Annotated in this window: 21 protein-coding genes and 1 pseudogene; 14 read left to right on the top strand and 8 right to left on the bottom strand. The window is 72.6% G+C overall.

Annotation, left to right across the window (positions count from 1 at the left end; translation table 11 throughout):
• Positions 1-2: 2 nt before the first annotated feature.
• Positions 3-1106: a Ku protein gene (locus ACGFYH_RS32910; protein ID WP_393806826.1), complete on the bottom strand. Its 1104-nt coding sequence runs from the start codon at positions 1104-1106 to the stop codon at positions 3-5.
• A 77-nt stretch (positions 1107-1183) separates the two neighbouring features.
• Here ACGFYH_RS32910 and ligD point away from each other — a divergent pair, with 77 nt between their 5' ends.
• The 11 genes from ligD (at position 1184) to ACGFYH_RS32855 (ending at position 12407) form a co-directional block, all read left to right on the top strand.
• A complete protein-coding gene (gene ligD / locus ACGFYH_RS32905; protein WP_393806825.1) occupies positions 1184-2065 on the top strand; it encodes a non-homologous end-joining DNA ligase in 882 nt (293 codons plus the stop codon).
• Positions 2066-2630: 565 nt separating this feature from the next.
• Complete coding sequence (locus ACGFYH_RS32900) at positions 2631-3428, top strand: hypothetical protein (RefSeq protein ID WP_393806824.1); 798 nt, start codon at positions 2631-2633, stop codon at positions 3426-3428.
• Entirely contained in the window at positions 3425-4669 is a 1245-nt protein-coding gene (locus ACGFYH_RS32895) for an ATP-binding protein (RefSeq protein ID WP_393806823.1), read from the top strand. Before ACGFYH_RS32900 ends, ACGFYH_RS32895 begins: the two co-directional genes overlap by 4 nt.
• Positions 4670-4875: 206 nt before the next feature.
• Positions 4876-5334, top strand: coding sequence for an SH3 domain-containing protein (locus ACGFYH_RS32890; protein WP_393806822.1), 459 nt, complete (start codon positions 4876-4878; stop codon positions 5332-5334).
• A gap of 43 nt (positions 5335-5377) precedes the next feature.
• Positions 5378-6751: an FtsW/RodA/SpoVE family cell cycle protein gene (locus ACGFYH_RS32885; protein WP_393806821.1), complete on the top strand. Its 1374-nt coding sequence runs from the start codon at positions 5378-5380 to the stop codon at positions 6749-6751.
• 16 nt (positions 6752-6767) lie between these two features.
• Complete coding sequence (locus ACGFYH_RS32880; protein WP_393806820.1) at positions 6768-8225, top strand: penicillin-binding transpeptidase domain-containing protein; 1458 nt, start codon at positions 6768-6770, stop codon at positions 8223-8225.
• 45 nt (positions 8226-8270) lie between these two features.
• Complete coding sequence (locus ACGFYH_RS32875; protein WP_393806819.1) at positions 8271-8795, top strand: DUF3291 domain-containing protein; 525 nt, start codon at positions 8271-8273, stop codon at positions 8793-8795.
• 135 nt (positions 8796-8930) lie between these two features.
• Positions 8931-9869, top strand: a complete 939-nt coding sequence (locus ACGFYH_RS32870; RefSeq protein WP_393806818.1) for a diiron oxygenase — start codon at positions 8931-8933, stop codon at positions 9867-9869.
• Positions 9870-10062: 193 nt separating this feature from the next.
• Positions 10063-10716, top strand: a complete 654-nt coding sequence (locus ACGFYH_RS32865; protein ID WP_393806817.1) for a TetR/AcrR family transcriptional regulator — start codon at positions 10063-10065, stop codon at positions 10714-10716.
• 31 nt (positions 10717-10747) lie between these two features.
• Complete coding sequence (locus ACGFYH_RS32860) at positions 10748-11155, top strand: hypothetical protein (protein WP_393806816.1); 408 nt, start codon at positions 10748-10750, stop codon at positions 11153-11155.
• Between the two features lie 103 nt (positions 11156-11258).
• Positions 11259-12407, top strand: coding sequence for an NlpC/P60 family protein (locus ACGFYH_RS32855; protein ID WP_393806815.1), 1149 nt, complete (start codon positions 11259-11261; stop codon positions 12405-12407).
• 47 nt (positions 12408-12454) lie between these two features.
• Here the strand turns inward: ACGFYH_RS32855 and ACGFYH_RS32850 are convergent, their stop codons facing one another.
• From ACGFYH_RS32850 to ACGFYH_RS32830, 5 genes are read right to left on the bottom strand one after another with little or no spacing between them, the layout of a single operon-like run.
• On the bottom strand, positions 12455-13717 hold the full coding sequence (locus tag ACGFYH_RS32850; RefSeq protein ID WP_393806814.1) for a styrene monooxygenase/indole monooxygenase family protein: 1263 nt from the start codon (positions 13715-13717) through the stop codon (positions 12455-12457).
• A 22-nt stretch (positions 13718-13739) separates the two neighbouring features.
• Complete coding sequence (locus ACGFYH_RS32845; protein ID WP_393806813.1) at positions 13740-14381, bottom strand: ATP/GTP-binding protein; 642 nt, start codon at positions 14379-14381, stop codon at positions 13740-13742.
• The gene (locus tag ACGFYH_RS32840; RefSeq protein ID WP_393806812.1) at positions 14362-14805 is read right to left on the bottom strand and encodes a DUF742 domain-containing protein; all 444 of its coding nucleotides are present in this window, start codon (positions 14803-14805) and stop codon (positions 14362-14364) included. The genes ACGFYH_RS32845 and ACGFYH_RS32840 overlap by 20 nt, the downstream gene beginning before the upstream one ends.
• Positions 14802-15305, bottom strand: a complete 504-nt coding sequence (locus tag ACGFYH_RS32835; protein ID WP_393806811.1) for a roadblock/LC7 domain-containing protein — start codon at positions 15303-15305, stop codon at positions 14802-14804. Before ACGFYH_RS32835 ends, ACGFYH_RS32840 begins: the two co-directional genes overlap by 4 nt.
• Positions 15302-19057, bottom strand: coding sequence for a nitrate- and nitrite sensing domain-containing protein (locus ACGFYH_RS32830; RefSeq protein ID WP_393806810.1), 3756 nt, complete (start codon positions 19055-19057; stop codon positions 15302-15304). The genes ACGFYH_RS32835 and ACGFYH_RS32830 overlap by 4 nt, the downstream gene beginning before the upstream one ends.
• Before the next feature lie 454 nt (positions 19058-19511).
• On the opposite strand from ACGFYH_RS32830, the gene ACGFYH_RS32825 reads away from it, so the two are divergent.
• Entirely contained in the window at positions 19512-20303 is a 792-nt protein-coding gene (locus ACGFYH_RS32825) for a protein phosphatase 2C domain-containing protein (protein ID WP_393806809.1), read from the top strand.
• 472 nt (positions 20304-20775) lie between these two features.
• On the opposite strand, the gene ACGFYH_RS32820 is transcribed toward ACGFYH_RS32825, so the two are convergent.
• Positions 20776-21282: a MarR family winged helix-turn-helix transcriptional regulator gene (locus ACGFYH_RS32820; protein WP_393806808.1), complete on the bottom strand. Its 507-nt coding sequence runs from the start codon at positions 21280-21282 to the stop codon at positions 20776-20778.
• A gap of 240 nt (positions 21283-21522) precedes the next feature.
• Between ACGFYH_RS32820 and ACGFYH_RS32815 the strand changes: the two genes are divergently transcribed.
• Positions 21523-22350, top strand: coding sequence for a lysozyme (locus tag ACGFYH_RS32815; protein ID WP_393806807.1), 828 nt, complete (start codon positions 21523-21525; stop codon positions 22348-22350).
• A gap of 88 nt (positions 22351-22438) precedes the next feature.
• On the opposite strand, the pseudogene ACGFYH_RS32810 reads toward ACGFYH_RS32815, so the two are convergent.
• Positions 22439-23752, bottom strand: a pseudogene (locus ACGFYH_RS32810) (S16 family serine protease); the annotation flags it as partial.
• Positions 23753-23777: 25 nt separating this feature from the next.
• Here ACGFYH_RS32810 and ACGFYH_RS32805 point away from each other — a divergent pair.
• Positions 23778-25586, top strand: a complete 1809-nt coding sequence (locus ACGFYH_RS32805) for a recombinase family protein (RefSeq protein WP_393806806.1) — start codon at positions 23778-23780, stop codon at positions 25584-25586.
• Positions 25587-26513 lie beyond the last annotated feature (927 nt).

Raw genomic sequence — 26513 nt, 5'->3', positions numbered from 1 at the left:
CGTCAGGCGCTGCGTCTGCGAGAGGCCGTCTTCTTGGCGGCGCTTTCGGACGCGCTCTTGGCGGCGCTCTTGGACGCGCTCCTGGCGCCGCTCTTGGACGCGCTCTTGGCCGCGGGCTTCTTGGCGGTGCTCTTGGCCGCCGTCTTCTTCGCGGCCCCGGCGGACTTCGTCGCCGACTTCCCGGGCGCCGCCTTCTTCGCGGCCGTCTTCTTCGCGGCCGTGGACGTCGACTTCTTGCCGCCGGTCTCCTTGGGGGTCCGCCGGGACGAGGCCTTGCGCTGCGGCAGGGACCGGACCTCGGCCTCCTCGGCGGGCCCGGCGTCCTCGCCGTCCCGGGACTCCCGGGCCGCCCGCACGCTGCTCTCCAGCGCGGCCATCAGGTCAAGCACCTTCCCGGGCGCCGCTTCCTCGCGGGTCTCCGGGGGCGCCGCACCGGCGGCCTTGGCGGCGATGACCTCCTCGATGGCCTCCTTGTACTCGTCGTGCAGGTCGTCCAGGTCGATCTCGCCGAGGGTGTCCATGAGGGCGTCCGCGAGGTCCAGCTCCTGCTCGCGCACGGTGACACCGGCGTCCGGGGCGACGCCCTCGGGGGCGCGCACCTCGTCCGGCCAGAGCAGCCCGTGCATCGCGATGGCGTCGCCGACGACCCGGAGCATGCCGAGCCGCTCCCGGCCGCGCAGCGCGAACTTGGCGATGGCGACCCGGTTGCTGCGCTTGAGCGCCTCGCGCAGCAGCGTGTACGGCTTGGCGGCGGGGGCGCCGCTCGCGGCGAGGTAGTACGCGGAGCCCATCTGGAGCGGGTCGATGCGCTCTTCGGGCACGAAGGCCACGATCTCGATCGTGCGGGCCGTCGGGATCGGCAGCTGGGACAGGTCCTCGTCGGTGATCGGGATCATCGAGCCGTCGGCGTCCTCGTAGGCCTTGCCGATCTCGGCCTGGGTGACCTCGCGGTCCTCCAGTTCGCACACCTTGCGGTAGCGGATCCGGCCGCCGTCCTCCGTGTGGATCTGGCGGAAGGAGACCGCGTGGTTCTCGGTCGCGTTCACCAGCTTGATCGGGATGCTGACCAGGCCGAAGGAGATGGCGCCGTTCCAGATGGAGCGCACGTGCAGCACCTTTCCTGTCGGGCGGCTACCGGACGACCGTCGGGCGGTTTGTCCGCGTTTCGTGAGATTCTCATGGTATGGCGCCTATCACTGAGGTGGAGGGGCGGCGGGTGGCCCTCAGCAACCTGGACAAGGTGCTGTATCCCGGGACCGGCTTCACCAAGGGCGAGCTGCTGCACTACTACGCGACGACCGCGGAGGTGCTGCTGCCGCATCTGCGGGACCGCGCGGTGTCCTTCCTGCGGTACCCGGACGGCCCGGACGGCCAGGTGTTCTTCACCAAGAACGTGCCGCCGGGTACGCCCGACTGGGTCACCACGGCCGAGGTGCCCCGCTCCGAGGGCCCGGCCCGGATGGTGCTGGTGCAGGACCTGGCGAGCCTGATGTGGGCGGCGAACCTGGTGACCGAGTTCCACACCCATCAGTGGACCGCGGACGATCCCGGCGAGGCCGACCGGCTGGTGTTCGACCTCGATCCCGGGCCGCCCGCGACCGTGGTGCAGTGCTGCGAGGTCGCCATGTGGCTGCGGGAGCGGCTGGCGGCGGACGGGATCGAGGCGTACGCCAAGACGTCCGGGGCCAAGGGGCTGCATCTGCTGGCGGGGGTGCGGGGCGCGCCGTCGGAGCGGGTGTCGGAGTACGCGAAGGCGCTGGCGGTGGAGGCGGAGCGGGCACTGCCGAAGCTGGTGGTGCACCGGATGACGCGCAGCCTGCGACCGGGGAAGGTGTTCGTGGACTGGAGCCAGAACGCCGCGCGCAAGACCACGGCCGCTCCGTACACCGTGCGGGCCCGTCCCGTGCCGGCGGTGTCCACCCCGGTGACGTGGGGCGAGGTGGCGGGGTGCGGGCGGGCGGAGCAGTTCGTGTTCCGGGCGCCGGACGTCGGGCCGCGGGTGCGGGACCACGGCGACCTGCTGGCGCCGCTGCTGGACCGGCGGCGGGCGACGGCACTGCCCTGACAGGCGGCGGCCCGCGACGCGCGGCGGCCCCCGTGTCCGCCTGCCGCCGCCGCGTGCCCTCGGACGCGCTGCCAGATGGCGCGGTCCCGGGCCATGGCGTGCGGTGTCTCCACCTCCGCCGGTCTGAGCATCCGGCCCGGGCGGGGCGGGTCCGGCAGCTCGCGGTCCGTGAGGACGCGCACGGAGCGGGGCGGGGCGGCGACGGTCACGTGGCCGGCCGGGGGCCGGCGAGGCGCTGGACCCGGGCCGCAAGGTCGTCGTCCGCCGCCGCCACGGGTACCACCGGCCCGGTCTCGTCGTCGGGCACACGCTGATGCGGCGGGGGCAGCCGCGCCGGGGACCCGGTCCTGCCGGTCCGGGCCCGGCGCTCGCCGTGACGGCCCCACGACGACCTGTTCCTGCCGTACCTGCGGCCCGACCCGGCCACCGAGGAGGCCGGAGGGGCCGGCCGAGTGGCCCGGCGGGCCCGCGCGCACGCAAAATGGCCTTCCGTACGAAGATGCGTACGGCGCCGCCCGCAGCCGTGCGGGACCGCCGACGTCGGTCACCGAACCCCAGGAGTGCAGTGCTCCCGAGCCGCCGCGGGCGCCCCGCCCGCGTCCCCGCCGCCCTCGTGCTGCTCCTGGCGACCGCGGTGGCCGGTGCGCTGTCCGGCTGTGGAGACACCGGCGGACTGCGCGGTGCGGGGTCGACGCCGGCCGCGCGCGACCCGGCCCGGCTCTGGCCCGGTCTGGCGCCGGCGTCGAGTCCGGCCTACGACATCGGCGAGGTGGAGCACGCGCCGGTCAAGGGCGTCGCCGTACCCGGCGGCGACATCCGCGGGGCGGACCCGGTGGCCGCGGTACGGGCCGAGATCGCCGCGCATCCGGGCGACTACGCCGACGCCGGGGCGCGGTACCACCAGACCTCCCTGCGGATGGCGGACTGCGGCACGGACGGGACCGTCGACGAGCGCGGCGGCTGCCCGGTGCTGCGGCCGTACTTCCGCGACCTGACCGGTGACGGGCGCCCCGAGATGACCCTGGGTTTCCGGCTGCTGCCGGACAAGCTGACCGCCGTGCGCGTCTACACCGTCGAGAAGGACCGGCTGGTGCGCGTCATGTCCTACGACGACGCCGTGAGCGCGGTCGAGCTGGCCGGGCGGACGGTGATCGTCCGCTCGCCCTCGGAGGTCGCCGGCTACGAGTACCGCCTCCAGTGGACCTGGGACGCCGACCAGCGGGCCATGCTGCTGACCAGCGACGAGATGCTGCGCACCGCCGACGGCGAACAGCACACGAAGCGTCCCTCCGCGGCGACCGGGACGGCGTCGCCCTCGCCCTCGGCGGCACCGTCCGCGTCGTCCTCGGCGAGCGCCCGGTGAGGCTCGCCCTCCCGCGGTGGGCCGGACCGCTCGCCGTGAAGGCGGCCGTCTTCATCACCGTGATGTGCTGCGCGCTGGCCGCGCTGCTCGGTGTCCTGGTCCACGTCTCGGTGACCAACCAGACCGTGGGCCAGGCGCGTGACGTCGCCCTGTCGCGGCTGCGGGAGGCGACGGAGTCCTACGAGGCGGGGGACCCGCTGCGGCGTGGTGCCGGCGTCGATCCGCCGGGGCTGCCGCCGCGGCTGCGGGCGCTGGCCCGCTCGGGCCGGCGCGGCACGATGGTCGCCGAGCACGAGGGGCGCCCCACGATGTGGGCGGCGGGTCCCGCCGACGGCGGCCGGGCGCTGGCGGTGCGGGTCGACCACTCCCAGGGCAAGCGCACCATCGACGGTCTGGACGGTGCGATCGTGTGGTCGTCGGCGCTGGCGATCGGGGCGACTCTGCTGGTCGGCCTGTTCGCGGTGACGCGGGTGACGCGCCGGCTGCGCGCGACGGCGCGGGTGGCGCGCCGGATCAGCGCGGGCGACCTCGACGCGCGGGTCGACGATCCGCGGACTCGGCATCCGACGCGTCCGCAGGACGAGGTGGCGTCGGTCGCTTCCGCTCTGGACTCCATGGCCGCGTCGCTCCAGGGCAAGCTGCTCGCCGAGCAGCGGTTCACCGCGGACGTGGCCCACGAGTTGCGCACCCCGCTCACCGGTCTGCACGCGGCGGCCGAGCTGCTGTCGCCGGGTCGCCCCACCGAGCTGGTGCGGGACCGGGTGGCGGCGCTGCGCACCCTCACCGAGGACCTGCTGGAGATCTCCCGGCTGGAGAGCGGGCGGGAGCGGCTGGAGACGGAGCCGGAGGAGCTGGGCACGCTGGCCCGGCGGGTCGTGCGGGGCTCGGGCGCCGACACGCGCGTGGACGTCGTACGGGACGCGTGGGTGGAGACCGACAGGCGGCGTCTGGAGCGGGTGCTGGGCAACCTGGTCGCCAACGCGCACCGGCACGGGCGGGCGCCGGTGGTGCTGACCGTGGACGGCGCGGTGATCACCGTACGGGACCACGGGGACGGTTATCCGCCGTACCTTCTCGCGCACGGGCCGCAGCGCTTTCGCACCGAGGGCGGGACGAAGGGGCACGGGCTCGGGCTGACGATCGCCCTGGGGCAGGCGGAGGTGCTCGGGGCGCGGCTGGAGTTCACCAACCCGCCGGACGGCGGGGCGTTGGCGAGGCTGACGCTGCCTCAGCGGCCCTGACCCTGCCCTGCCCTGCCCTGCCCTGCCCTGCCCTGCCCTGCCCTGCCCTGCCCTGCCCCGGCACAGTTTCCGTCCTGGTCTCCTCCTAGCCCCGCCCGGCCGCGCGGTCCTCCCCGATGGCTCAGTGTGACGGGCGGCCCGTACGGGGCACTCCTAATGTGGCGGTCAGTCAGCTGAAGACCCGTTCGCTCCCGGGAGGTACGCCCATGCCCCTACTGTCCGCACCGGCCTCGCGCTCACCCCTGGTCCGCGGCCTCGCCACCGCCCTCGCGGCCGGCGCGCTCGTCACCGCCGCCGCCGTCACACCCGCCGCGGCGTCCGACGGGTGGGGCGGCGGCCCGGACTCCGCGTCCGCCGGCGTCGCCGGCGCGGGAAACAACGGAGGAGACGGCGGCGGCGACTGGGGCGGGAACGACGGCCGCCGGGAGCAGGGCCGCTACCGGGGCGTCGTGACGGCCGACCGGCTCGCCCTGCGCACCTCGCCGACCCGCGGCGGCGAGGTCATCCGGTACGCCCACCGGGGCGAGACCGTCCGCATCCACTGCAAGACCCCCGGCGGCAGGGTGCGGGGCAACCCCCTCTGGTACCTCCTCACGGACGGCACCTGGGCCTGGGGTGCGGCCCGCTACATCGACAACATCGGACCCGCGCCGCGCTGGTGCTGATCCGGACCGCGCGCGCACCACATCATTTGGGTAAGTTCCGGACATGACGAATGCCGGAACCGGAACCGGGATCACCGTGGCACAGGCGGACGCACCCACCCCCGTCGCCCGGCTCCCCCGGCGCCGGGGCATCGAACTCGCTCTCATCCTCATGGCCGTCCTGCTGTCGGTCTTCGGCTACTGCAACGTCGGCCTCGCCCAGCACGGCACCCTCCCGCCCGACGCCGCCGGCTACGGCGCCGGGCTGGGTGTGCTCGCGCTCCTGGCCCATCTGGCGGTGCGGCTGCGCGCCCCCTGGGCGGACCCGCTCCCGCTGCCCATCGGGGTACTGCTCAACGGGCTCGGCCTGGTCCTGATCTACCGGCTGGACCTGGAGACGCCGGGAGACCGGGCGGCCCCCGCCCAGCTGGTGTGGTCGACGCTGGGTGTCGCGCTGTTCATCGTGGTCGTCCTGCTCCTGCGCGACCACCGCGTCCTCCAGCGCTACGCCTACGTGTGCGTCGCCGCCGCGCTCGCCCTGCTCACCGTGCCGATCTTCTTCCCGGCGGTGAACGGCGCGCGCATCTGGATCCGGATCGAGGGCTTTTCCATCCAGCCCGGCGAGTTCGCGAAGGTGCTGCTCGCGGTGTTCTTCGCCGCCTATCTGGCGGCCAACCGCAGCGCGCTGGCGTACGCGGGGCGCCGTGTGTGGCGCATGCAGCTGCCCACCGGACGCGTCCTCGGCCCGATTCTCGCCGTGTGGCTGGTCAGCGTCGGTGTCCTCGTCCTAGAGCGCGACCTGGGCACCTCGCTGCTGCTCTTCGGCCTGTTCGTGATCCTCCTCTACGTCGCCACCGGCCGCACCGGCTGGATCGCCGTCGGCCTGCTGCTGGCCTCGCTGGGCGCGGTCGCGGTGGGCTGGCTGGAGCCGCACGTGCACAGCAGGGTGGAGGACTGGCTGCACCCCTTCGCGTCCATCGAGGCGGGCGACGGGCCCAACCAGCTGGCCCAGTCCCTCTTCGCGTTCGCGGCGGGCGGGGTGACCGGCACGGGTCTCGGCCTCGGGCACTCGATCCTGATCGGCTTCGCCGTCAAGTCGGACTTCATCCTGGCGACGGCCGGGGAGGAGCTTGGCTTCCTCGGACTGAGCGCCGTCTTCCTGCTGTACGGGCTGCTGGTGGAGCGCGGCTACCGGGCGGGGCTCGCCGCCCGCGACCCCTTCGGCCGGCTGCTCGCGGTCGGCCTTTCCTCGATCGTGGCGCTCCAGGTCTTCGTCATCGCGGGCGGGGTGACCGGGCTGATCCCGCTGACCGGCATGGCGATGCCCTTCCTGGCCCAGGGCGGCTCCTCGGTCGTCACCAACTGGGCGATCGTGGCGCTGCTGATCCGGGTGAGCCACGCCGCCCGCAGCCAGGCCGACGGGCGGGCGGCGCCGTGAGCGGGGAGGTGCCGCAGTGACCCGGCACATCCGGCACGCGGCCGTCTTCTGTGCCCTGCTGCTGGTCGCCCTGGTGGTCAACGCGGCCCGGGTGCAGATCGTCCAGGCCCCCGAGTACGACGACAACCCGGCCAACCGCCGCCCCGACATCGCCCGCTACCAGCAGCCGCGCGGCGACATCCTGGTCGGCGGCAAGGCGGTCACCGGGTCCCGGGACACCGGCGAACACCTGCGCTACGAACGGACCTACGCGGACGGGCCGATGTACGCGCCGATCACCGGCTTCGCCTCGCAGTCCTACGGGACGACACTGCTGGAGCACGCCGAGGACGGCCTGCTGTCCGGCGCCGACCCGATGCTCGCGCCGCTGCCGCTGTGGAACGACGTGACGGGGGCCCACAACCCGGGCGGCGACGTCGTGACGACGATCGACGGGGCCGCGCAGCGGGCGGCCTTCGAGGGGCTCGGCGGGCGCAAGGGCGCGGTGGCCGCGGTCGAACCGGCCACGGGCCGGATCCTGGCGCTGGTCTCCGCCCCCTCCTACGACCCCCAGTCGCTCTCCGGGAACAGCGCGGCCGCCACCCGGACCTGGGCCCGGCTGAACGGCGACCCGGACAAGCCGATGCTCAACCGGGCGGCGCGCCGGACCTATCCGCCGGGTTCCACCTTCAAGGTGGTCACCGCGGCGGCGGCGCTGGACGCGGGCGTGGTCCGCGACCTGGACGCGCCGACCCGCTCCCCCGACCCGTACACCCTGCCGGGGACGCGGACCAAGCTGACGAACGAGGCCGACGGGTGCCGGAACGCCTCGTTGCGGGAGGCCTTCGAGTGGTCGTGCAACACGGTGTTCGCCAAGCTCGGCGTGGACGTGGGCGTGCGCGACATGGCGGCGACGGCGGAGGCCTTCGGCTTCAACGACGACGGCCTGCGCGTTCCGTTCGCCGTCGCGCGGAGCACCTTCGACACCTCGGTGGACCGGGCACAGCTCGGGCTGTCGTCGATCGGTCAGTACAACACGCGGGCGACTCCCCTGCAGATGGCGATGGTGGCGGCGGCGGTGGCCGACGGCGGCCAGGTGCGCTCCCCGTACCTGGTGGAACGGACGCTGCGGGCGGGCGGCAGCCTGGTGGCGACCGCCGGGTCGCGGTCCTCCCGGGAGGCGATGCGCCCCGCCACGGCCAGGCGGCTCAAGGAGCTGATGACCGGCGTGGTGGAGAACGGCACCGGCGCGAAGGCGGCGATTCCGGGCGCCACCGTCGGCGGCAAGACCGGCACCGCCCAGCACGGCGTCGGCAACTCGGGCACGCCCTACGCCTGGTTCGTCTCGTGGGCGCGGGCCGACGGGGACATGGAACCGAAGGTCGCGGTCGCGGTGGTGGTCGAGGGCACGGCCGCGGACCGCGAGGGCATCAGCGGGGGCGGGCTGGCGGCACCGATCGCACGGGCGGTGATGGAGGCGGTGCTCGCTGGATGAGACGAGGGTACCGGCACCCCAGGCGCCCGACCTAACGTTCGGTACATGACTGACGTTCGGTACATGACTGCTGCCGCGCACGAACTCGCCCAGGTCAACATCGCCCGCCTCAAGGCACCCTTGGACTCCCCGCAGTTGAAGGACTTCGTGGACGCGCTCGACCCGGTGAACGCGACCGCCGACGCGGCGGAGGGCTTCGTGTGGCGACTGCGGAGCGAGGGCGGGGACGCGACCGACATCCCCGTCTTCGGCGACTCCCGGCTGATCGTCAACCTCACGGTGTGGCGGGACGCGAACGCGCTGACGACGTTCATGTACCAGGGACGGCACCGAGAGATGCTGGCGCGGCGGCGCGAGTGGTTCGAGCGGCCGGCAGAGGCGGTCACGGCGCTGTGGTGGGTGCCGGCGGGCCATCGCCCGACGGTCGCGGAGGCGGAGTCCCGGCTGCTCCACCTGCGCACCCACGGCCCCACCCGGTACGCCTTCACCCTGCGGACGCCCTACCCGGCCGGGGCGTCGGCACCCGTTCCGGGCGAGGTTGCGGAGGGACTGGGCCGCTCGGTCCAGTGAGCCGGCCACCACCCGCGTCTTTACTCGCGGTCAACAAGTTCCACGCAGGGGATTGACGAGCTTGCTGACAGGCAGTCTCATAAGACGGGTGAGTGACCGTGGGTAACACGATCCGTTCGACGAGGTGGGACAGCCATGACGACCCTGACGGAAGCCGACGCGCTCGAGGGCCTGCGCGACGCGCTCGGCCTGCTCAAGGACCGGGAGCAGGTGGCCGAACGGCTGCTCGACTCGTCCGCCAAGCACTCCTTCGACCCGGACAAGGAGCTGGACTGGGACGCGCCGTTCGAGGACGGCAAGTGGTTCTGGCCGCCGGAGCTGGTGTCGCTGTACGACACGCCGATGTGGAAGCGGATGAGCGAGGAGCAGCGCATCGCGCTCTCGCAGCACGAGGCCGCCGCGCTCGCGTCGCTCGGCATCTGGTTCGAACTGATCCTCATGCAGCTGCTGGTGCGGCACATCTACGACAAGGCGGCGACGAGCGCCCATGTGCGGTACGCGCTGACCGAGATCGAGGACGAGTGCCGGCACTCGAAGATGTTCGCCCGGCTGATATCGCGCGGTGAGACCCCGTGGTACCCGGTGAGCCCGGTGCACCAGCACCTCGGCCGCCTCTTCAAGACGATCTCCACCACGCCCGGCTCCTTCACCGCCACGCTGCTCGGCGAGGAGGTCCTGGACTGGATGCAGCGGCTGACCTTCCCCGACGAGCGGGTCCAGCCGCTGATCCGGGGCGTCACGCGCATCCACGTCGTGGAGGAGGCCCGCCACGTCCGGTACGCCCGTGAGGAGCTGCGCCGCCAGATGGTGACGGCCCCGAAGTGGTCGCAGGAGTTCACCCGGATCACCTCCGGCGAGTTCGCCCGCGTCTTCTCCAACGCCTTCGTCAACCCCGAGGTCTACCCGAACGTCGGTCTCGACAAGCGCGAGGCCCTGGCCCAGGTCAAGGCCAGCGGCCACCGCAGGGAGATCATGCAGACCGGCGCGAAGCGCCTGACCGACTTCCTGGACGACATCGGGGTGCTGCGGGGCGCCGGGCGGAGGCTGTGGAGGGCGTCGGGGCTGCTGGCCTGACACCCCCGTCCGCAACCGCGACGCCCGACCGTCACGCGGCCGGACCGCGGATCGAACACGGCCCGGACGACATCGGGGTACCGCGAGGCCCCGGGCGGCGTCCGCGGAGGGCGTCGGGGCCGTCGGCGTGGTCCCGCCGGTCCGGCCCGCTGACGTGGGTGGGCGCGGGGGTGTGCGGGTTACGCTGCGCTTCATGACCCCGCAGGCCCCCACTCCCGCCTACCGAAGGCTCAGTGTCGAGGAGCGCCGCGTCCAGTTGCTCGACGCGGCGCTCGCCCTCTTCGCGCACCGGCCGCCGGAGGAGGTCTCCCTGGACGACGTGGCCGAGCAGGCGGGGGTCTCACGGCCCCTGGTGTACCGGTACTTCCCCGGCGGCAAGCAGCAACTGTACGAGGCGGCGATGAGGTCCGCCGCCGACGAGCTGCGGCTGTGCTTCGACGAGCCCCGCGAGGGACCGCTGCTGGCCCGGCTGTCGCGGGCCCTGGACCGCTATCTCACCTTCGTCGACGAGCACGACACCGGCTTCAGCGCCCTGCTGCGCGGCGGCAGCGTGGTCGAGACCTCGCAGACCTCGGGCATCGTGGACGGCGTGCGCCGGGCCGCCGCGGACCACATCATGCGCCACCTCGACGTCAGCGAGCCCGGCCCCCGGCTGCGGATGACCGTCCGGATGTGGATCACGGCGGTGGAGGCGGCCTCGCTGATCTGGCTGGACGAGGACAAGCAGCCGCCCGTCGACGAACTGCGGGACTGGCTCGTGGAGCAGTTCCTCGCCCTGCTGACGGTCACCGGCCGCCGCGACCCGCAGACCTCGGCGCTGGTCGAGGCGCTGGCGGCGGACATCTGACACCGGTGCGCGGATCGCTGACACTGGTGCGGTGAAGAGCGAAGACACCCCCTTCGAGGGCGGCCCCATGGACGGGCGGGTGCTGCCCGTCCTGGCCGGGATGACCGGGCACCCGCCGAAGACGTACCGCATCCCGGTACCGGACCCGGCCGGCGGCCCGCCCACCGTGCTCGTCTACCGGCGCGTGCCCCGGGACTCCCGCGGCGGGCTGCGGTTCGCCCGGTGGAAGTACACGTACGACCCCGAGGGCCGGAAGGGTTCGGGCCGGAAGTGGCCCTGGTCGAAACCGGAGACCGGACCGGAGACCGGGCCGGAGACCGGACCGGCAACCGGGCCGGCAACCGGGCCGGCAACCGGGCCGGCAACCGGGCCGAACGCCGGACCGGGCACCGATCCAGACGCCACGCCGGACGGCAAGCCGGACGACGCCCACGGGTGACCCGGTTGCGCCGAACCGCGCACACTCGGCGCGCGAAGCCCCCGAAGGCGCCACATGCTCACCGTGCGGAGCGGACCCGCCGCCCCGCATCGGAGGTGATGGTGTGTCAGGAAGGCTTCTGCGTCTGGTGTGTACGGCGGCGCTCGCGGCCGGGATCGTCCTCGCACCCGTGCCCGCCGCGGCCGAACCCGGGCCCGGCGGGAGCGGGGCGGACGGCGGCGACCGCTCCGTGGCCGAGCTGCTGACGGATCTTCAGCGGCTGTACCGGGAGGCGGAGAAGGCCACCGAGACCTACAACGGCACCGAGGAGCGGCTCAGGCGGCAGCGGGCCGAGGTGCGGCGGCTGGACGCCGAGCTGGCCAGGACCCGGCTGTCCCTGCACGACAGCCGTGGTGCGGCCGGGCGGCTGGCCCGGCAGCAGTACCAGAGCAGCAGCGGCCTCTCCCCCTATCTGCGGCTGCTGCTGGCCCGCGACCCGCAGCACGCGCTCGACCAGGGGCACGTGATCGGCCGGCTGTCGCGGGAGCGGGCCGAGACGGTGGGACGCCTGACCGGCGACACGAGGAAGGCCGACGAGCTGGCCGGGCGGGCCCGCGCGGCGCTGGACGAACAGCTCGCCCTCGCCGAGCGCCAGGAGAAGGAACGGGACGGCGTGCGCGAACGGCTGCGCGCCGTCGAGGAACTCCTCGCCTCGCTCACCCCCGGGGAACTGGCCGCGCTGGCGGAGCTGGAGGAGAGCGGGGTCGCCGAGGAGCAGGAGCGGTTCCTCGCTTCCGGCGCGCTCGGCGACGACGGCAAGCCGTCCGCCGAGGGCGACCGGGCGGTGCGCTTCGCGGTGGAACAGGTCGGCAAGCCGTACGAGTGGGGCGCCGAGGGCCCGGGGTCGTACGACTGCTCGGGGCTGACCTCCGTGGCCTGGCAGCGGGCCGGGACGCCGATCCCTCGGACCAGCCAGGAGCAGTGGGCGCGGCTCGAGCACGTGCCGCTGGGCGAGCTGCGCCCCGGCGACCTGGTGGTGTACTTCCCCGAGGCCACCCACGTGGCGATGTACCTCGGGGACGGCATGGTCGTCCAGGCACCGCGCCCCGGTGCCGAGGTCGGGGTGTCCCCGATCGCCGCCAACCCGGTCCTGGGCGCCGTACGCCCCGACCCCGGCGGGGAGCCCGTGCGGCGGTACGTCCCGCCGAGGCTTCCCGAGGGTGCGACGGAGGGTTCAGACGCGGGGTACGCGGCCACCGGACCCGCCCGGTGAACGAGGCGCCGTCGACGGCACGGGCCGCAGCGGCGGTGCCCCGGCGCCTACGCGCCCGCGGCGCCCGAGACCTCCATCAGATAGCCCTCGGTCTTGGCCGGGTCGTAGAAGAAGTTCTCGAAGTCGGCCGGGTCGTTGAAGCCGTTGGCGAAGCGGTCGGCGACCGGCTGGAGCTGGCCGGCGGCGCCCAGCAGGTTCAGGATGTGCTCCGGCGGCGGGGCCAGCATGGCGTTGGTCCACTTGGTGACGTGCTGCGCCGTCTGCCAGTAGCGCTCGAAGGTCTGCCGCATCCAGGCCTCGTCGAACTCCTTCTCGCCCTGCTCCAGGATCGAGGCGAGGTAGGAGGCGGCGCACTTGGAGGCGGAGTTGGAGCCCTGGCCCGTGATCGGGTCGTTGGCGACGACCACGTCGGCCACGCCGAGCACCAGGCCGCCGCCCGGGAGGCGGCCGATCGGGTTGCGGACGGTGGGGGCGTAGCGGCCGGCCAGGGTGCCGCCGGCGTCGGTCAGTTCGACCTTGGTGGCCCGCGCGTACTCCCAGGGGAGGAACCGCTCCATGAGTTCCAGGGTCAGGGAGAGGTGCTCCGCCGGGTCCTTGACGTCCTTGAAGGCGTCGAGCGGGCCGCCGGGTATGCCCTCCCAGAAGAGGATGTCGGCGCGGCCCGAGGTGGTGAACGTGGGCATGATGAACATCTCGCCGACGCCGGGCACCAGGTTGCAGCGGACGGCCTCCGTCTCCGGGTGCTCGGGACGCGGGCCCATCCCGTGCACGTAGGCGACGGCGAGTGCCCGCTGCGGCTCGCTGTACGGGGAGCGGGAGGCGTCGCGGCCGAACATCTGGACCAGCTCGCCCTTGCCCGCCGAGACCAGGACGAGGTCGTAGGCGCGGGAGAAGTAGTCCAGGTCGCCGACGGCGGCGCCGTGGATGACCAGCTGGCCGCCGCGCTGGGCGAAGGTCTCCATCCAGCCGGCCATCTTCACCCGCTGGTCGACCGACTGCGCGAAGCCGTCGAGGTGCCCCAGCCAGTCGATCGCGCGCTGCGAGGGGCCCGGGTCGAAGGAGCCGGGGGCCGCCACGGACACGCCGAGTCCCTCGATCTTCGGGGCCTGGGACTCCCAGAAGTTCAGCTGGAGGTCGCGCTCGTGCTGGAGTGCCGTGTGGAACATGCACTGCGTCGACATGACCCGGCCGGTGCGGATCTCGTCCGCGGTCCGGTTGGACATCAGGGTGACCTCGTAGCCGTGCGACTGGAGGCCGAGGGCGAGCTGGAGACCGGACTGGCCGGCTCCGACGACGAGTATCTTCCGCATGCGGGGACGCTCCTAAGGGGGACTACTCGGGGGTTTCGTCGAGCGCGTGGCCCACGAGGGACAAGAGGGTCTCGATGGCCGAGATCCGACGGCGCGCATCCATGATCATTACAGGTATGTGCGCCGGGATCGTCAACGCCTCCCGCACGTCCTCCGCCTCGAACAGCTCGCTGCCGTCGAAGTGGTTGACCGCGACGACGTACGGCAGTCCGCAGCTCTCGAAGTAGTCCAGCGCCGGCCAGCAGTCCTTCAGGCGGCGGGTGTCGGCCAGAACGACGGCGCCGATCGCGCCGCGTACCAGGTCGTCCCACATGAACCAGAAGCGCTGCTGGCCCGGCGTGCCGAACAGGTAGAGCACCAGGTCGTCGTCGAGCGTGATGCGGCCGAAGTCCATGGCCACGGTGGTGGTGAGCTTGCCCGGGGTGTCGGTGAGGTCGTCGGTCTCCTCGCTCGCCTCGGTCATCAGCGCCTCGGTCTGCAGGGGCGTGATCTCCGAGACGGCGGTGACCAGCGTCGTCTTGCCGACACCGAAACCGCCCGCGACGACGATCTTCGTTGCGATCGGCGCACGGGTGGGGTCCGTCTGCCAGGGCTGCGCGGGCCCGTCGCTGTCGACGAGCGGGGGGACGCCGAACGCGGCGGCGTCAGAGACGGCGGAGTCCACTGAGCACCCTTTCGAGCAGAGCACGGTCCGGGCGGCCCGTGCCGTGGCCGGTCCCGGTGCCGTACACACGGATCTTTCCCTGGTCCGCCAGGTCGCTGAGGAGCACGCGGACCACGCCGAGCGGCATCTTCAGCAGCGCGGCGATCTCGGCCACCGTACGCATACGGCGGCACAGTTCGACGATGGCCCGCATCTCCGGCATCACGCGGGAGGTGAGCCCACCGTTCGTCAGTTCCTTGCGCTCCTCGGCGGCTTCGAGCGCGGCGGTGCCGGCGGTGGCACCGACGAACGTCTCGACGAGCAGGACGTGTCCGAAGCGCGTCCGGCCGCCGGTGAGCGAGTAGGGGCGTACGCGGGCCGGTTTGCGGTCCGCGCCGCGTACGGGGAGGTGTCCCCGGCCGTGTTTCCCGGGACTGCTGCTCATCGGGCGCTCCCCGTCGGCTCGGACTCCAGGGACTTCCGCAGCTCGCTGCGGAGTTCGGGGGTCAGGACGTGTCCGGCGCGGCCGACGAAAAGGGCCATGTGGTACGCGACGACGCTCATGTCGCAGTCGGCGGAACCGTGGACGCCGAGCAGCGAGCCGTCGCTGATCGACATCACGAACAGGCTGCCCTCGTCCATGGCGACCATCGTGTGCTTCACGGCGCCGAAGTCCATCAGCCGGGCGGCGCCGATGGTCAGGCTGCCCACGCCGGAGACGACGGTGGCGAGGTCGGCGGCGGAGCCGCGCGGGCCCGCGCGGGGGGTCTCGCGGACCTGCCGGGCCTCTTCGTTGCGCCCGGGGTCGGAGGACAGCAGCAGGAGCCCGTCGGAGGAGACCACCGCGACCGACTGGATGCCGGGCACCTCCTCGACGAGATTGGTCAGCAGCCAGTGGAGATTGCGGGCTTCACTGCTCAGTCCGAAGGTACTGGGCGCGGTCAACTGCTTGCCTCCTCGACAGTGCCCCCCGTGGCTTCTTCGGTGGTGCCGGCCGCGGTGGGCGGCGCCTCGTGCGGTTCCGTCCGGTCGGTGATCTCCGCCTCGACGTCGCGGCGGCCGGCCTCCGCCCCCCGGCGGAATCCTCCCAGGCGCCGGCGGAGCGCCTCGGCGTCGACGGAGCCCGGCGTGCGTGGGGGCGGCACCGCGGCGGGGGTGGTGAGCTTCGGGGTCCGCTTGGGCAGCCCCTTGCCGGTGACGGGTTCGTCCGGTTCGGCTCCGACCCGTTCGGGTTCGGCCGGTCCCGGTTCGGCCGGCGGGGCGGCCAGTCCGGGTTCGGCCGGTCCGTTTTCGGCCGGTCCTGGTTCGGCCGGTCGGACGGCCGGTCCCGGCTCGTCCGGTCCGTTTTCGGCCGGTTCGGCTTCGACCCGTTCGGGTTCCGCCGGTCGGACGGCCGGTCCCGGTCCGGCCGGTCCCGGTTCGGCCGGTCCCGGTTCGGCCGGTCCCGGTTCGGCCGGTACGGGTTCGGTGCCGGTCGGGTCCGCCGTCTCCGCCGTGTCCTGCGTACGCGCCGCGCCCTCGTCGGGCGTGCGGTCGTGGGCGTCGGGGCCGATGGCGTACGGACCGGGGGCGGGCCCGGGCCGGGGGGCGCGGGTCTCCGGCTCCGACCGGGGGGCGTGCGTGTCCGCCGCTGCCCGGGCCGGGGGCGCCTCGCCCGGACCGGCCGGGGGCGCCGGGTCGGTCCGGGCGTCCGGCGCCCGGACCGGCAGCAGGAGGGCCATGGTCGTGTCGTCGGGGAGATCGTGGCCGGGGGCGGCCCCGTCCCCGGGTGACGCCGCCTTTGGCGCGGGCTCCGGGTCGACCGCACCGGCCGGGGTCCCGTGCTCGTCCGGAGCGGAGTCGTGAGGGCGACCTGGGCCCGCCGGGCGGGTGGCGTCCGGGCTCGGGTCCTCGACACGGGCGGGTTCCGGGCTCAGAGCCTCGCGGCTGGGAACCTCGGAGATCGGCGTCTCCGGGCGGCCCGGGGTCTCCTGGTGCGCGGGCTCCGGCCCCGAGCTCTCCCGACTCACGGCCTCCTGGCCCACGGCCTCCGGGCTCACGGACTCCGGACCCGCGAACTCCGGACCCACGGCCTCCGGACCCACGGCCTCCGGATTCACGGCCTCCGAGCCCACGGACTCCGGGCTTGGGGCCCCGCGGCCCACGGCCTCACGGCTCGGGGTTTCGGGGCCCACGGCCTCACGGCTCGGGGTTTCGGGGCCCGCGGCCTGACGGCTCGGGGTCTCGGGGCCCGCGGCCTGACGGCTCGGGGTCTCGGGGCCCGCGGCCTGACGGCTCGGGGTCTCGGGGCCCGCGGCCTCACGGCTCGGGGTCTCGGGGCCCACGGGCCCCGGCTCCGTGGCCTCCGCCGCCGAGGCCGCGGGGGCCGTGTCCGCGTCCGCCCCGGCACGGCGTACGGCTTCCTCCGCCGAGGCGACCAGCGGGTCGGCGGCGGCCTCCGGACCCGGACCCGCTGCCCTTCCGGCGCCCTTCTCCGCCCGCCCGTGCAGGACGTTGGAGTTGGCCTCGGCGTCGGCACCGGGCAGGGAGAAGGAGCCGGTGCCGTCGGACGCGGGCACGTTCGGGGCCAGCGCGGCCGGCGGGGCCGCCGCGAGCAGAGGGCTCGGGAGCACGACGACGGCCGCGACCCCGCCCTGCTTCTGCTCCCGCAGCCGCACCCGCGCCCCGTGCCGGTGGGCGAGCCGGGCCACGACGTAGAGGCCGAGCCCGAGACCGTCCTCGCCCTCCTGGTCGTACGGCGCGTCCGGGTCGAAGTCGGTGAGGCGGGCGTTGAGCCGCTGGAGGCGTTCGGTGGCCATGCCGATGCCCTCGTCCTGGACGGAGAGCATCACCTCGCCGTTCTCGAGCAGCCAGCCGGAGACCTCGACGGGCAGGTCGGGCGGCGAGAAGGAGGTGGCGTTCTCCATCAGCTCGGCCAGCAGGTGGGAGAGGTCGTCGGCGGCGAATCCGGCCACGTGCGCGTGCGGCGGCAGCGCGGCGATGCGGACCCGCTCGTACCGCTCGATCTCGCTCACCGCGGCCCGGACCACGTCGACCAGCGGCACCGGTGAGGCACTGTGCTGGACGTGCTCGGTACCGGTGAGGACGAGGAGGTTCTCGCTGTGCCGGCGCATGACCGTGGCGAAGTGGTCGAGCTTGAACAGGGTGGCGAGGCGGTCCGGGTCCTGCTCGCGCTCCTCCAGGCTTTCGATGACGGCGAGTTGCCGCTCCACCAGGCCGAGGGTGCGCAGCGCGAGGTTGACGAAGGTGGAGCCGATGCTCTTGCGCACCACCTCAAGCTGGGCGGCGGACTCGGCGAGTTCGGCGCGCAGTTCCTCGCGGGTGTCGGCCATCTTCTGCCGCTGGCCGACGAGGTGCTTGCGGTCGGCCTCCAGGGTGTTGACCCGCTCGGCGAGCGTGACGGCGTGCGCGTGCAGGGCGTTGACGGAACGCACGACCTGCGCGAACTCGTCGTTTCGGCCGGTGAAGGCCACCGGCCCCTCGGCCGTCGGGTCCTCCGCGCCGGCCAGTCGGGCCGAGCCGCGGCGCAGCACCGACAGCGGGCGGGTGAGGGTGCGTGCCAGGGCGGTGGCGACACCGAGGGCGAGCAGGACCAGGGCGCCGAGAACGGCCACCCGGATCTCCAGCGCGGTGACGTCGTCGTCGCGCAGCTGCTCCAGCGCCTTGACACGCTTCTCGTACAGGGCCGACTCGGCGCCGCGCATCGCGTCGACGCGGGCGGAGAGCGCGGCGTCCAGCCTCTTGGTACTGGTGCCGAGGTCGCTGTCGGAGAGCGTCGGCTCGTCGGTGAGACCGGTGAGGTACTTCTCGGCGGAGTTGACCTCGGGTCCGGCGACGGTGGCGTCGAAGCTGCTCCGCGCCTCCTTGGGCGCGCCCTCGCGGAAGTCGGCGAGGGCGGCGTCGGAGCGCACCCGGGCCTGCTGGGCGGCGGCGGCGAGGGCGTCGCGCTGCTCGGCGTCGGCGTCCGAGGAGGTGGTCGTCTCGGTGGGCAGGCCGGTGAACGGGTCGATGACGGTCTGGGTGGTGCTCGGCACGTTCAGGGCCGCGAGCAGCAGACCGCGGGTGGCGGCGGCCTGCTGGACGGCGGTGTCCAGCTCGGCCAGGGCGTACGCGCCGGCGCCCGCGCGCGGCGGCATCTCCTCGCCCAGTTTCTCGGCCAGGGCGTGGAGTTCGGTGATCGCCTCCGAGTACGCCTGGTGGGCTTCGAGGGCGGTGCTCTTGCCGGTGAGCGCGGCCCGGCGCAGCGCCGCGACCGCGTCGAGGTCCTCGCGCAGGGAGGCGGGCGTGTCGGTGTCGGCGCGCAGCTCCTCCACCTGACGGTCGACGCGGGCGCTGCGCTGCTCGGAGGGCGCCTTGGACTCGGGGCGGCCGGCCGCGATGTACGGGGTGACCTCGTCGCGCTCGTCGGCGAGGGAGTGGGCGAGGGTCAGCGCGCCCTGGGTCTGCTCGGCGAGCGTCACCAGTGCCTGGGAGTCGTGCAGTTGCCCGGAGGCCGCCACGACCGACGGGGCTCCGGCCCCGGCGACGGCGGCCGCCACGACCGCGACGGCCCCGATGAGGCGGTTGCGTACGTGGGTGGGACGGCCCTTGCCGACGGGGGCCTCCGGCGGCGGAGGGGGGGAGGTGCCGGGGGTGCGCTGCGCGCTCCCCGCGGGGGCCGCCTGCTTGTCTGTGCGACGAGGCCGCGTCTTCTGCACCGGTGCTCGCATTCCTGACTCGTGTACCCGTGGGCCCGGGTGGCGCTCCGTCAACTGGCCGGCCGGGGGCGCGTGCACCCTCCGCCGAGCACTGGGCTGTTCCCCGGCCTCCGGCAGCGCGTCGGGCGGGGAGGCCGCGTGAGCGGGGCAGGCCCCCCACCGGTTCCCGACCCTCCCAGTGTCGGTGGGCGGTGAGCGCGCATCGTCCGACCCGCCACCCGAAGGAGTGAACCCCGGACGGGAGTTGGGGGCAAGTTCCCCCGGCGCGTGCCGGGCGGCGGGGCAGCGCGCCGGTTGGACGTCTGCGACGGGCGGTGGCACTATGTGCCGCCACGCGTTGCCCGCGCGTGGAATTCCCTCCCAAATCCGGCGCCTGACCTGCGCCGCTGCGAGGATTCCCGGCAAGTTGCCAGCCTTTTGCGGACGCTGTGAAGGGGTCGTGCAGACTGGCTCGATGCGTACGGAACTCGTCTCGGAACCAGGCCTGGCCGACCACCCCAACGAAGACTTCGCGTGCGTCGGACTACCGGCCTCGGGACAGGGCGGTTCACTCGTCGTGCTGGACGGCGTGACGCCGCCACGGACGGCGACGGGTTGTCGGCATTCCGTGCCCTGGTTCACGGCGCGCCTCGGTGGAGCACTGACCGAACTGACCGTTTCACTCCCGGATCTCCCCCTCACCGAGGCCCTGTCCCGCGCCATCGCTCGTACCGCGGCGGCACACGCGGATACCTGTGAGCTTTCTCACCCGCGCACCCCCCAGGCGACCGTGGTCCTCGCCCGCTGGTCCCCCGCCGCGGTCGAGTACCTGGTCCTCTCCGACTCGGCCCTGCTGGTGGAGGCCCCGGACGGCACCGTCACGCCCGTCCTGGACGACCGGCTGGCCCGGCTGCCCCGCTCGGCCCTCGTGACGGACGCGACGATCGACGCCAACCTCCGCAACAAGGAGGGCGGCTTCTTCACGGCCGCGGCCGATCCCGAGGTGGCGGCGCGGGCCGTGACGGGGGTGCTGCCGCGCGGCGGGGTGCGGACGCTGGCGGCGCTGACGGACGGGGCGGCGCGGTGGGTGGAGAAGTTCCGGGAGGGCGACTGGGCGGACTGCCTCGCGCTGGTGCGCAAGCAGGGTGCGCAGGCCCTGGTGGACCGGGTACGGGAGCTGGAGGGCGCGGACGCGGCGGGCGGCCGGGCGTTCCTGAACCGCAGCAAGACGCACGACGACGCGACGGTCGTCTACGCCGAACTGTGAACGGGCCGGAGCTGGCGCTGAACGCGTGGGCGCGCGACCGTGAACGGACGAGAGCCCTGCTCCGCACGGGCCGGGACCGGCCCCGCGCGGGCCGGAACCCGGCAGCCGGTGCGCCCGGCCTCGGCGCCGGCGGGGGAGGTCGAGTCGCGGCCCGACCATGCGGCGCGCCTGGTCGTCTCCGTGATTCGCGCCGGAGACGACCAGCAGCATCACCGGCGGGGCGATGAACGGCGTACACGGCGTGCCGCACGGCGCCCCGCCTCTGTCCGGGCCCGGGGACCCGACCGCGCGGGCGGAGGAGGCCGGGCCCCGCACGGTCGCGTACACGGCGTACACGGACGGAGGCCGGGCCCTGCGCGGCGCGTCCCGGCCCGCGGCTGGGGCTGGGGCTGGGGCTGCGGCTGCGGCTGCGGCTGCGGCTGCGGCTGCGGCTGCGGGACCCTGCCGCGGACGAACCGCCGCGTGCCCGGCGCTACTTCTCCATCCCGCGGTTCAGTTCGCGCAGCAGCCGGGCCAGCTCCGTCACCTCGCGCTGGTCCCAGTCGGCGAGCCGGCGGGCGTAACGGGCGCGGCGGGCCTCGCGGACCCGGCCGACGCGTTCCTGGCCCTCCGGGGTGAGGGTGACCAGCCAGGCCCGGCCGTCGGCTGGGTCGGGCTCCCGGGCGACGAGACCGAGTTCCTCCAGGGCTCGCAGCTGGCGGGACATCGTCGCCTTGCCGACGCCGATGTAGGCGGCGAGGTCGGTGGCTCGCTGTCCGCCGCACTCACCGAGCCGGACCAGAAGGCCGTACGCGGACGACTCGAGGTCGGGGTGGACCTCCCGGGCCATCTCGCCCTGGTTGGCCCGGGCCCGGCGCAGCAGGACCGTCAGCTCCCGCTCCAGGGCCAGGAACTCCGGTTGGTTCACACCACCGCCGGACACTCCACCCGCGACCCCGGGGTCGACTCCGCGACCGCCGTCGTTCCCGTCTTCCCGCACGTCAGCCCCTGCCTCGAATTTTCCCGCTCCTGAAAGTTTCCGCCACGGGCCGCCATCGCCCCAGCTCGCCAAGTATTTCGCAGGCTTAGACCAACGGCGGCTCCCGGCCCCTCTTCCCACCCCCCGTTCTACGTGCGTAGCGTCTTCACCGGACCCCCGAATGGCATGCGCACGCCACCCATGGGTCCTCCCCACACGCGCATCCCCCACCGAGCACCACCGAGCCATCGGAGGCACGTCATGCTCGTGCACAGACCCGGATCGGCCCGCGGCCGGCGTTTCGCCGTCAGCGGGGTCCTGCTCGCCGCGCTCTCCCTGGTATTCACCCTCCCGGCGCACGCCTCGTCGTCCGCCGACATCCCACCGCGCGGCTCCGCCCACATGGGCATGGGCGTCCTGGAACACGACGGGCGGCAGGGCACCCCCGTCCCGGGCGACGCCACCCAGACCGAGGGCGTCGACGTCTCCGGCCACCAGGGCAACGTCGCCTGGTCGACCCTGTGGAACAGCGGGGTCAAGTGGGCCTACGTCAAGGCCACCGAGGGGACGTACTACACCAACCCGTACTTCGCCCAGCAGTACAACGGCTCCTACAACGTCGGCATGATCCGCGGCTCGTACCACTTCGCCACCCCGGACACGACGAGCGGCGCCGCCCAGGCCAACTACTTCGTCGACCACGGCGGCGGCTGGTCCCGCGACGGCAGGACGCTGCCGGGGGCGCTGGACATCGAGTGGAACCCGTACGGGGCCGCCTGCTACGGCAAGACGCAGAGCGCGATGGTGACCTGGATCCGGGACTTCCTGAACCAGTACAAGGCCCGTACCGGCCGGGACGCCGTGATCTACACGGCCACCAGCTGGTGGACCCAGTGCACCGGCAACTACGGGGGCTTCGCCGCGAACAACCCGCTGTGGATCGCCCGGTACGCGTCCTCCGTGGGCACGCTGCCGGCCGGCTGGGGCTACTACACGATGTGGCAGTACACCTCGTCGGGACCGACGGTCGGCGACCACGACAAGTTCAACGGCGCGCTGGACCGAGTCCAGGCACTCGCCAACGGCTGACGGCGCCTCGGCGTACGGGTGAGGGCCCGGGTCCCCCGGAAACCGTCGTCACGGGACCCGGGCCTCCACCGCGTCCGGTGCGCGTCTGTCACGCCGCGACCGGGACCTCCGGCCGCGCACCGTTCGCCGCCGGTGCGAGCGCCAGTTCCAGGACCTGGCGGACGTCGGTGACGGCGTGGACGTCGAGCCCGTCCAGCACCTCCGCCGGGACGTCGTCCAGGTCGGGCTCGTTGCGCTTGGGGATGATCACCGTGGTGATCCCCGCCCGGTGCGCGGCGAGCAGCTTCTGCTTGACCCCGCCGATCGGCAGCACGCGCCCGGTCAGCGAGACCTCGCCGGTCATCGCCACATCGGTGCGGACCAGCCGGCCCGAAAGCAGCGAGGCGAGTGCCGTGGTCATGGTGACGCCGGCGCTCGGGCCGTCCTTGGGGACCGCGCCCGCCGGGAAGTGGATGTGCGCTCCCCGGTCCTTGAGGTCGCCCACCGGCAGTTCCAGCTCGGCGCCGTGACTGCGCAGGAAACTCAGCGCGATCTGCGCCGACTCCTTCATCACGTCGCCCAGCTGACCGGTCAGGGTCAGGCCCGCCGCGCCCGTCTCCGGGTCGGCCAGCGACGCCTCGACGTACAGGACGTCACCGCCCGCGCCGGTGACCGCGAGGCCGGTGGCCACGCCCGGCACCGAGGTGCGCCGCTCGGCCGGGTCCTGGGCGGCCTCGGGCACGTGGTGCGGCCGTCCGATCAGGGCGCGCAGATCGGCGTCGGTGACGGTGAACGGCAGCTCCCGTTCGCCCAGCTCGTGCTGGGCCGCGACCTTGCGCAGCAGCCGCGCGATGGACCGCTCCAGGGTGCGCACGCCCGCCTCGCGGGTGTACTCCCCGGCCAGCTTGCGCAGCGCGCCCTCGTCGACGGTGACCTCGTCCTCGTCCAGGCCGGCCCGCTCCAGCTGGCGCGGGAGCAGGTGGTCACGGGCGATGACGACCTTCTCGTCCTCGGTGTAGCCGTCGAGGCGGACCAGCTCCATGCGGTCGAGCAGGGCCTCGGGGATGGCCTCCAGGACGTTGGCGGTGGCGAGGAAGACCACGTCGGACAGGTCCAGCTCGACCTCCAGGTAGTGGTCCCGGAAGGTGTGGTTCTGGGCCGGGTCGAGGACCTCGAGCAGGGCCGCGGCCGGGTCGCCCCGGAAGTCGGAGCCCACCTTGTCGATCTCGTCGAGCAGGACGACCGGGTTCATGGACCCCGCCTCCTTGATCGCCCGTACGATCCGGCCGGGCAGCGCGCCGACGTACGTACGCCGGTGGCCGCGGATCTCGGCCTCGTCGCGGACGCCGCCGAGGGCGACGCGGACGAACTCGCGGCCCATCGCGTGGGCGACGGACTCGCCGAGCGAGGTCTTGCCTAAACCCAGTTGGGGGAGCTAAATTCCCCTCATGACCACGGAGCGAGTGACCGGCATGGCATACCACGCGGCAGGCTATGACAGGCAGTCCGAGGCGCGGAAGAATCAGAGCGCCACATCCCCCGCTGTCCAGCGGCGCAACAACCGGGCCGAGGCAGAACGCCGGGCCCGCGCTGGCGAGGACATTGTATGGGTCGGCCATTTCTCCGAAGCACTCGGCACCTCCGCTTTCCGCGTGGAAAAGGAGCGGCCGGAATTCGAGCGACTGCTAACCGCGTGCCGCCGAGGCCAAGTCAATATGATCATTGTTGACTACGTGAGCCGGTTCTCTCGCCTTGAGGTCATGGACGCAATCCCGATTGTCTCGGAGTTGCTGAACCTCGGTGTGGTCATCGTGTCCACCTCGGAGGGGACTTTCCGTAAGGGCAACCTTATGGACTTGATCCACCTCATGATGCGGCTTGACGCCGCCCACAACGAGAGCAAGAACAAGAGCCGGGCCGTCAGCGATGCACACAGCATGGCTAAGCGTCTCGGTGGATTCATGGGAAAGCCGCCGTACGGTTTCGAGCTGTACCCGCTTGAGGTCCCCAACCCGGACAACCCCAAAGAGATCATCGTTATTCAGAAACTCCGCCACGCCCGCACCAAACTTTCCGGCCCCTTCAAGACCGAGGGCGATGTTTTGCGGCAGGCGGCCAATCTGTTTGAGGCCGACATGGGCGGGGCCACACAGAACCGCCGAGGAGAGGGAAACCGCGCCGGTTCCCTTAACGGAATCTGCGTGGGTTTCCGTGAGTCCAAGGTTCCGACGCGCGGCCAAATCGTGGGCAAGAAGACGGCCGACAGCGAATGGGACCCTGCGGCCCTCAAGCGCATGTTGCGCGACCCGCTGATTGCCGGATTCGACCGAGACCCGATCAAGAATGATTCGGGGAAGGTGACCGGCTACCGGATCAAGCGCGACCCGGTGACCATGCGACCGATTGAACTTGAGTGCGGCCCGATCATTCCGCCCGCTCAGTGGTGGAAAATCCAGCCGGGCCTAGACGCTACCGGCCGAGGCAAGGGCCAGACTCGCAGCGCCGAGCAAGCACTACTTACCGCGATGGATCGCCTTTGGTGCGAGTGCGACAACGTGATGGTCGGTCACCGGAAATTGGCCAACCCTTCCAAGTCGTCGTACCACTGCAAGCGCGGAAACAAGATCAAGCCGGGCCAGCATGAGGGCACGGTCACGATCAACATGATGGGCCTTGACGACTACGTGACGCGTCGGGTGTTCGCCCTCATCACGACGGCCGAGGACGACCCCGAGACGGCCGACATCATGGCCGAGGCTGCGCGCCGGTGGGGTGTGCTGCATGAGGCCCCCGAGAAAGCCGGTGAGCGCTCCGAATTGCTGGCCGAAAGGGCGGACGCCGTGCGGGCCCTTGAGGACCTGTACGAGGACCGCAAGGCCGGTGGCTACTCGGGCAAGATCGGACGACGCGCATTCCTCAAGGCCGAGGCGGAAGCGTCCATGCGGATGGAGGCCGCCGAGGAACGGCTAGCCGAACTGGACGACAGCGCAACGCCCGTTCTCCCCATCGCCCAATGGACGGAGCGGGAAGACGGTTGGGACGGCGACCCCATCGGGGAAGGGACATGGTGGGCCAAGGCCAGCATTGACGACCGGCGCGAACTGATCCGGCTGTTCGTGGACCGGATCACGGTGCGTAAGTCCAACGTCATCGGGTCGGCCCCCGGAAAGAAAGCCATCATCGGCCCCCGCGTGGATATCACTTGGGCCGAGCCTCCGGCCGAGGAGAACGAGGACGCCGACAGCATGGCCGCCTAGGGCGGCACTGAGAGCCTTTCAGGGCCCCGGTGGGACAACTCCCCACCGGGGCTTTCCCGTGCCCGCAGACGACCGCACAGCGATTCCCTGACGGCCCGTCAGAAATGGTCAGGCTTAACCGGCTCGTCTCGGGGCCCGTAGCGCACTGCTTTACCGGCACACTCACTACAGGGTGAGACCGACGCGCAAGCGGCGCGATCTCTGATTACCAGAGGTGAGCAACACCCTTCCGGCCCCCGGCTACGCACCGGGGGCCGTTGTGTTCCCTGATTTGTGCAAGAAACACAACTCCGCTTCTTGCACAGCTTGCCGTGCATGTGTCGAGTGTCGTTCCCGCACCAACGCACCTCTAAGGCCGGACCCAAACCGCAAGGGTTACTTGCATGACTTGCATACCCCCTGGTCAGCGGGGAGTTCTCTCTATGTGTTTCTAGCTTCCGGCGTGCCTACTTCCTGCTACACCCTTGCTCAACAGCGCGATAAGGAGTCCCTTTCTCATGGTCCACCGAATCCGAACCAGTGACATTCCCGAGGTTTCCCGCATCCTGACGCGCATTGCCGCTACAGAGCCGCCGCCCGTCATGTGGTCCAGCGCTAAGGCTGGTTGGATCGACGCCAATTCCGCCCCGCTAGATCCTGCGCTGTGGCGTCCCCGCATGGCCGAGTACCTGTACGCCATTGACACGAACGGCCCCGCTTCCTACGGCCTCCCAGACTTGCCTATGCGTCCGGACGGCTAGCCGCTGTCTCTCGATGGTGGCCGTCTCAGAAGTTGGCACGACCTAGGCGAGTCCATCCGCTACCTGTCGGCACCCGTCGTGCGCGACCTTAACCCCGGGTATTCAGCGGAATTAAGGGATCTGACGCCCCGATAGCAGAAAGGTGCCGTTGACCTGCGAGGATGCGAGTGTCTAGATCGTATCCGCT

It is taken from the genome of Streptomyces sp. NPDC048392 (assembly GCF_043200575.1).
In the GTDB taxonomy this organism is placed as follows: Bacteria; Actinomycetota; Actinomycetes; order Streptomycetales; family Streptomycetaceae; genus Streptomyces.
The sequence above is the reverse complement of the archived record's forward strand: the minus strand, read 5'-3'. Positions and strand labels throughout refer to the sequence as shown.

Bases quoted from the DNA above. Each gene is read 5' to 3' on its own strand.
- ACGFYH_RS32885 (WP_393806821.1), top strand. From the start codon at position 5,378: ATGACGAATGCCGGAACCGGAACCGGGATCACCGTGGCACAGGCGGAC.
- ligD (WP_393806825.1), top strand. From the start codon at position 1,184: ATGGCGCCTATCACTGAGGTGGAGGGGCGGCGGGTGGCCCTCAGCAAC.
- ACGFYH_RS32815 (WP_393806807.1), top strand. From the start codon at position 21,523: ATGCTCGTGCACAGACCCGGATCGGCCCGCGGCCGGCGTTTCGCCGTC.
- ACGFYH_RS32875 (WP_393806819.1), top strand. From the start codon at position 8,271: ATGACTGACGTTCGGTACATGACTGCTGCCGCGCACGAACTCGCCCAG.
- ACGFYH_RS32825 (WP_393806809.1), top strand. From the start codon at position 19,512: ATGCGTACGGAACTCGTCTCGGAACCAGGCCTGGCCGACCACCCCAAC.
- ACGFYH_RS32870 (WP_393806818.1), top strand. From the start codon at position 8,931: ATGACGACCCTGACGGAAGCCGACGCGCTCGAGGGCCTGCGCGACGCG.
- ACGFYH_RS32840 (WP_393806812.1), bottom strand. From the start codon at position 14,805: ATGAGCAGCAGTCCCGGGAAACACGGCCGGGGACACCTCCCCGTACGC.
- ACGFYH_RS32850 (WP_393806814.1), bottom strand. From the start codon at position 13,717: ATGCGGAAGATACTCGTCGTCGGAGCCGGCCAGTCCGGTCTCCAGCTC.
- ACGFYH_RS32890 (WP_393806822.1), top strand. From the start codon at position 4,876: ATGCCCCTACTGTCCGCACCGGCCTCGCGCTCACCCCTGGTCCGCGGC.
- ACGFYH_RS32865 (WP_393806817.1), top strand. From the start codon at position 10,063: ATGACCCCGCAGGCCCCCACTCCCGCCTACCGAAGGCTCAGTGTCGAG.
- ACGFYH_RS32805 (WP_393806806.1), top strand. From the start codon at position 23,778: ATGACCACGGAGCGAGTGACCGGCATGGCATACCACGCGGCAGGCTAT.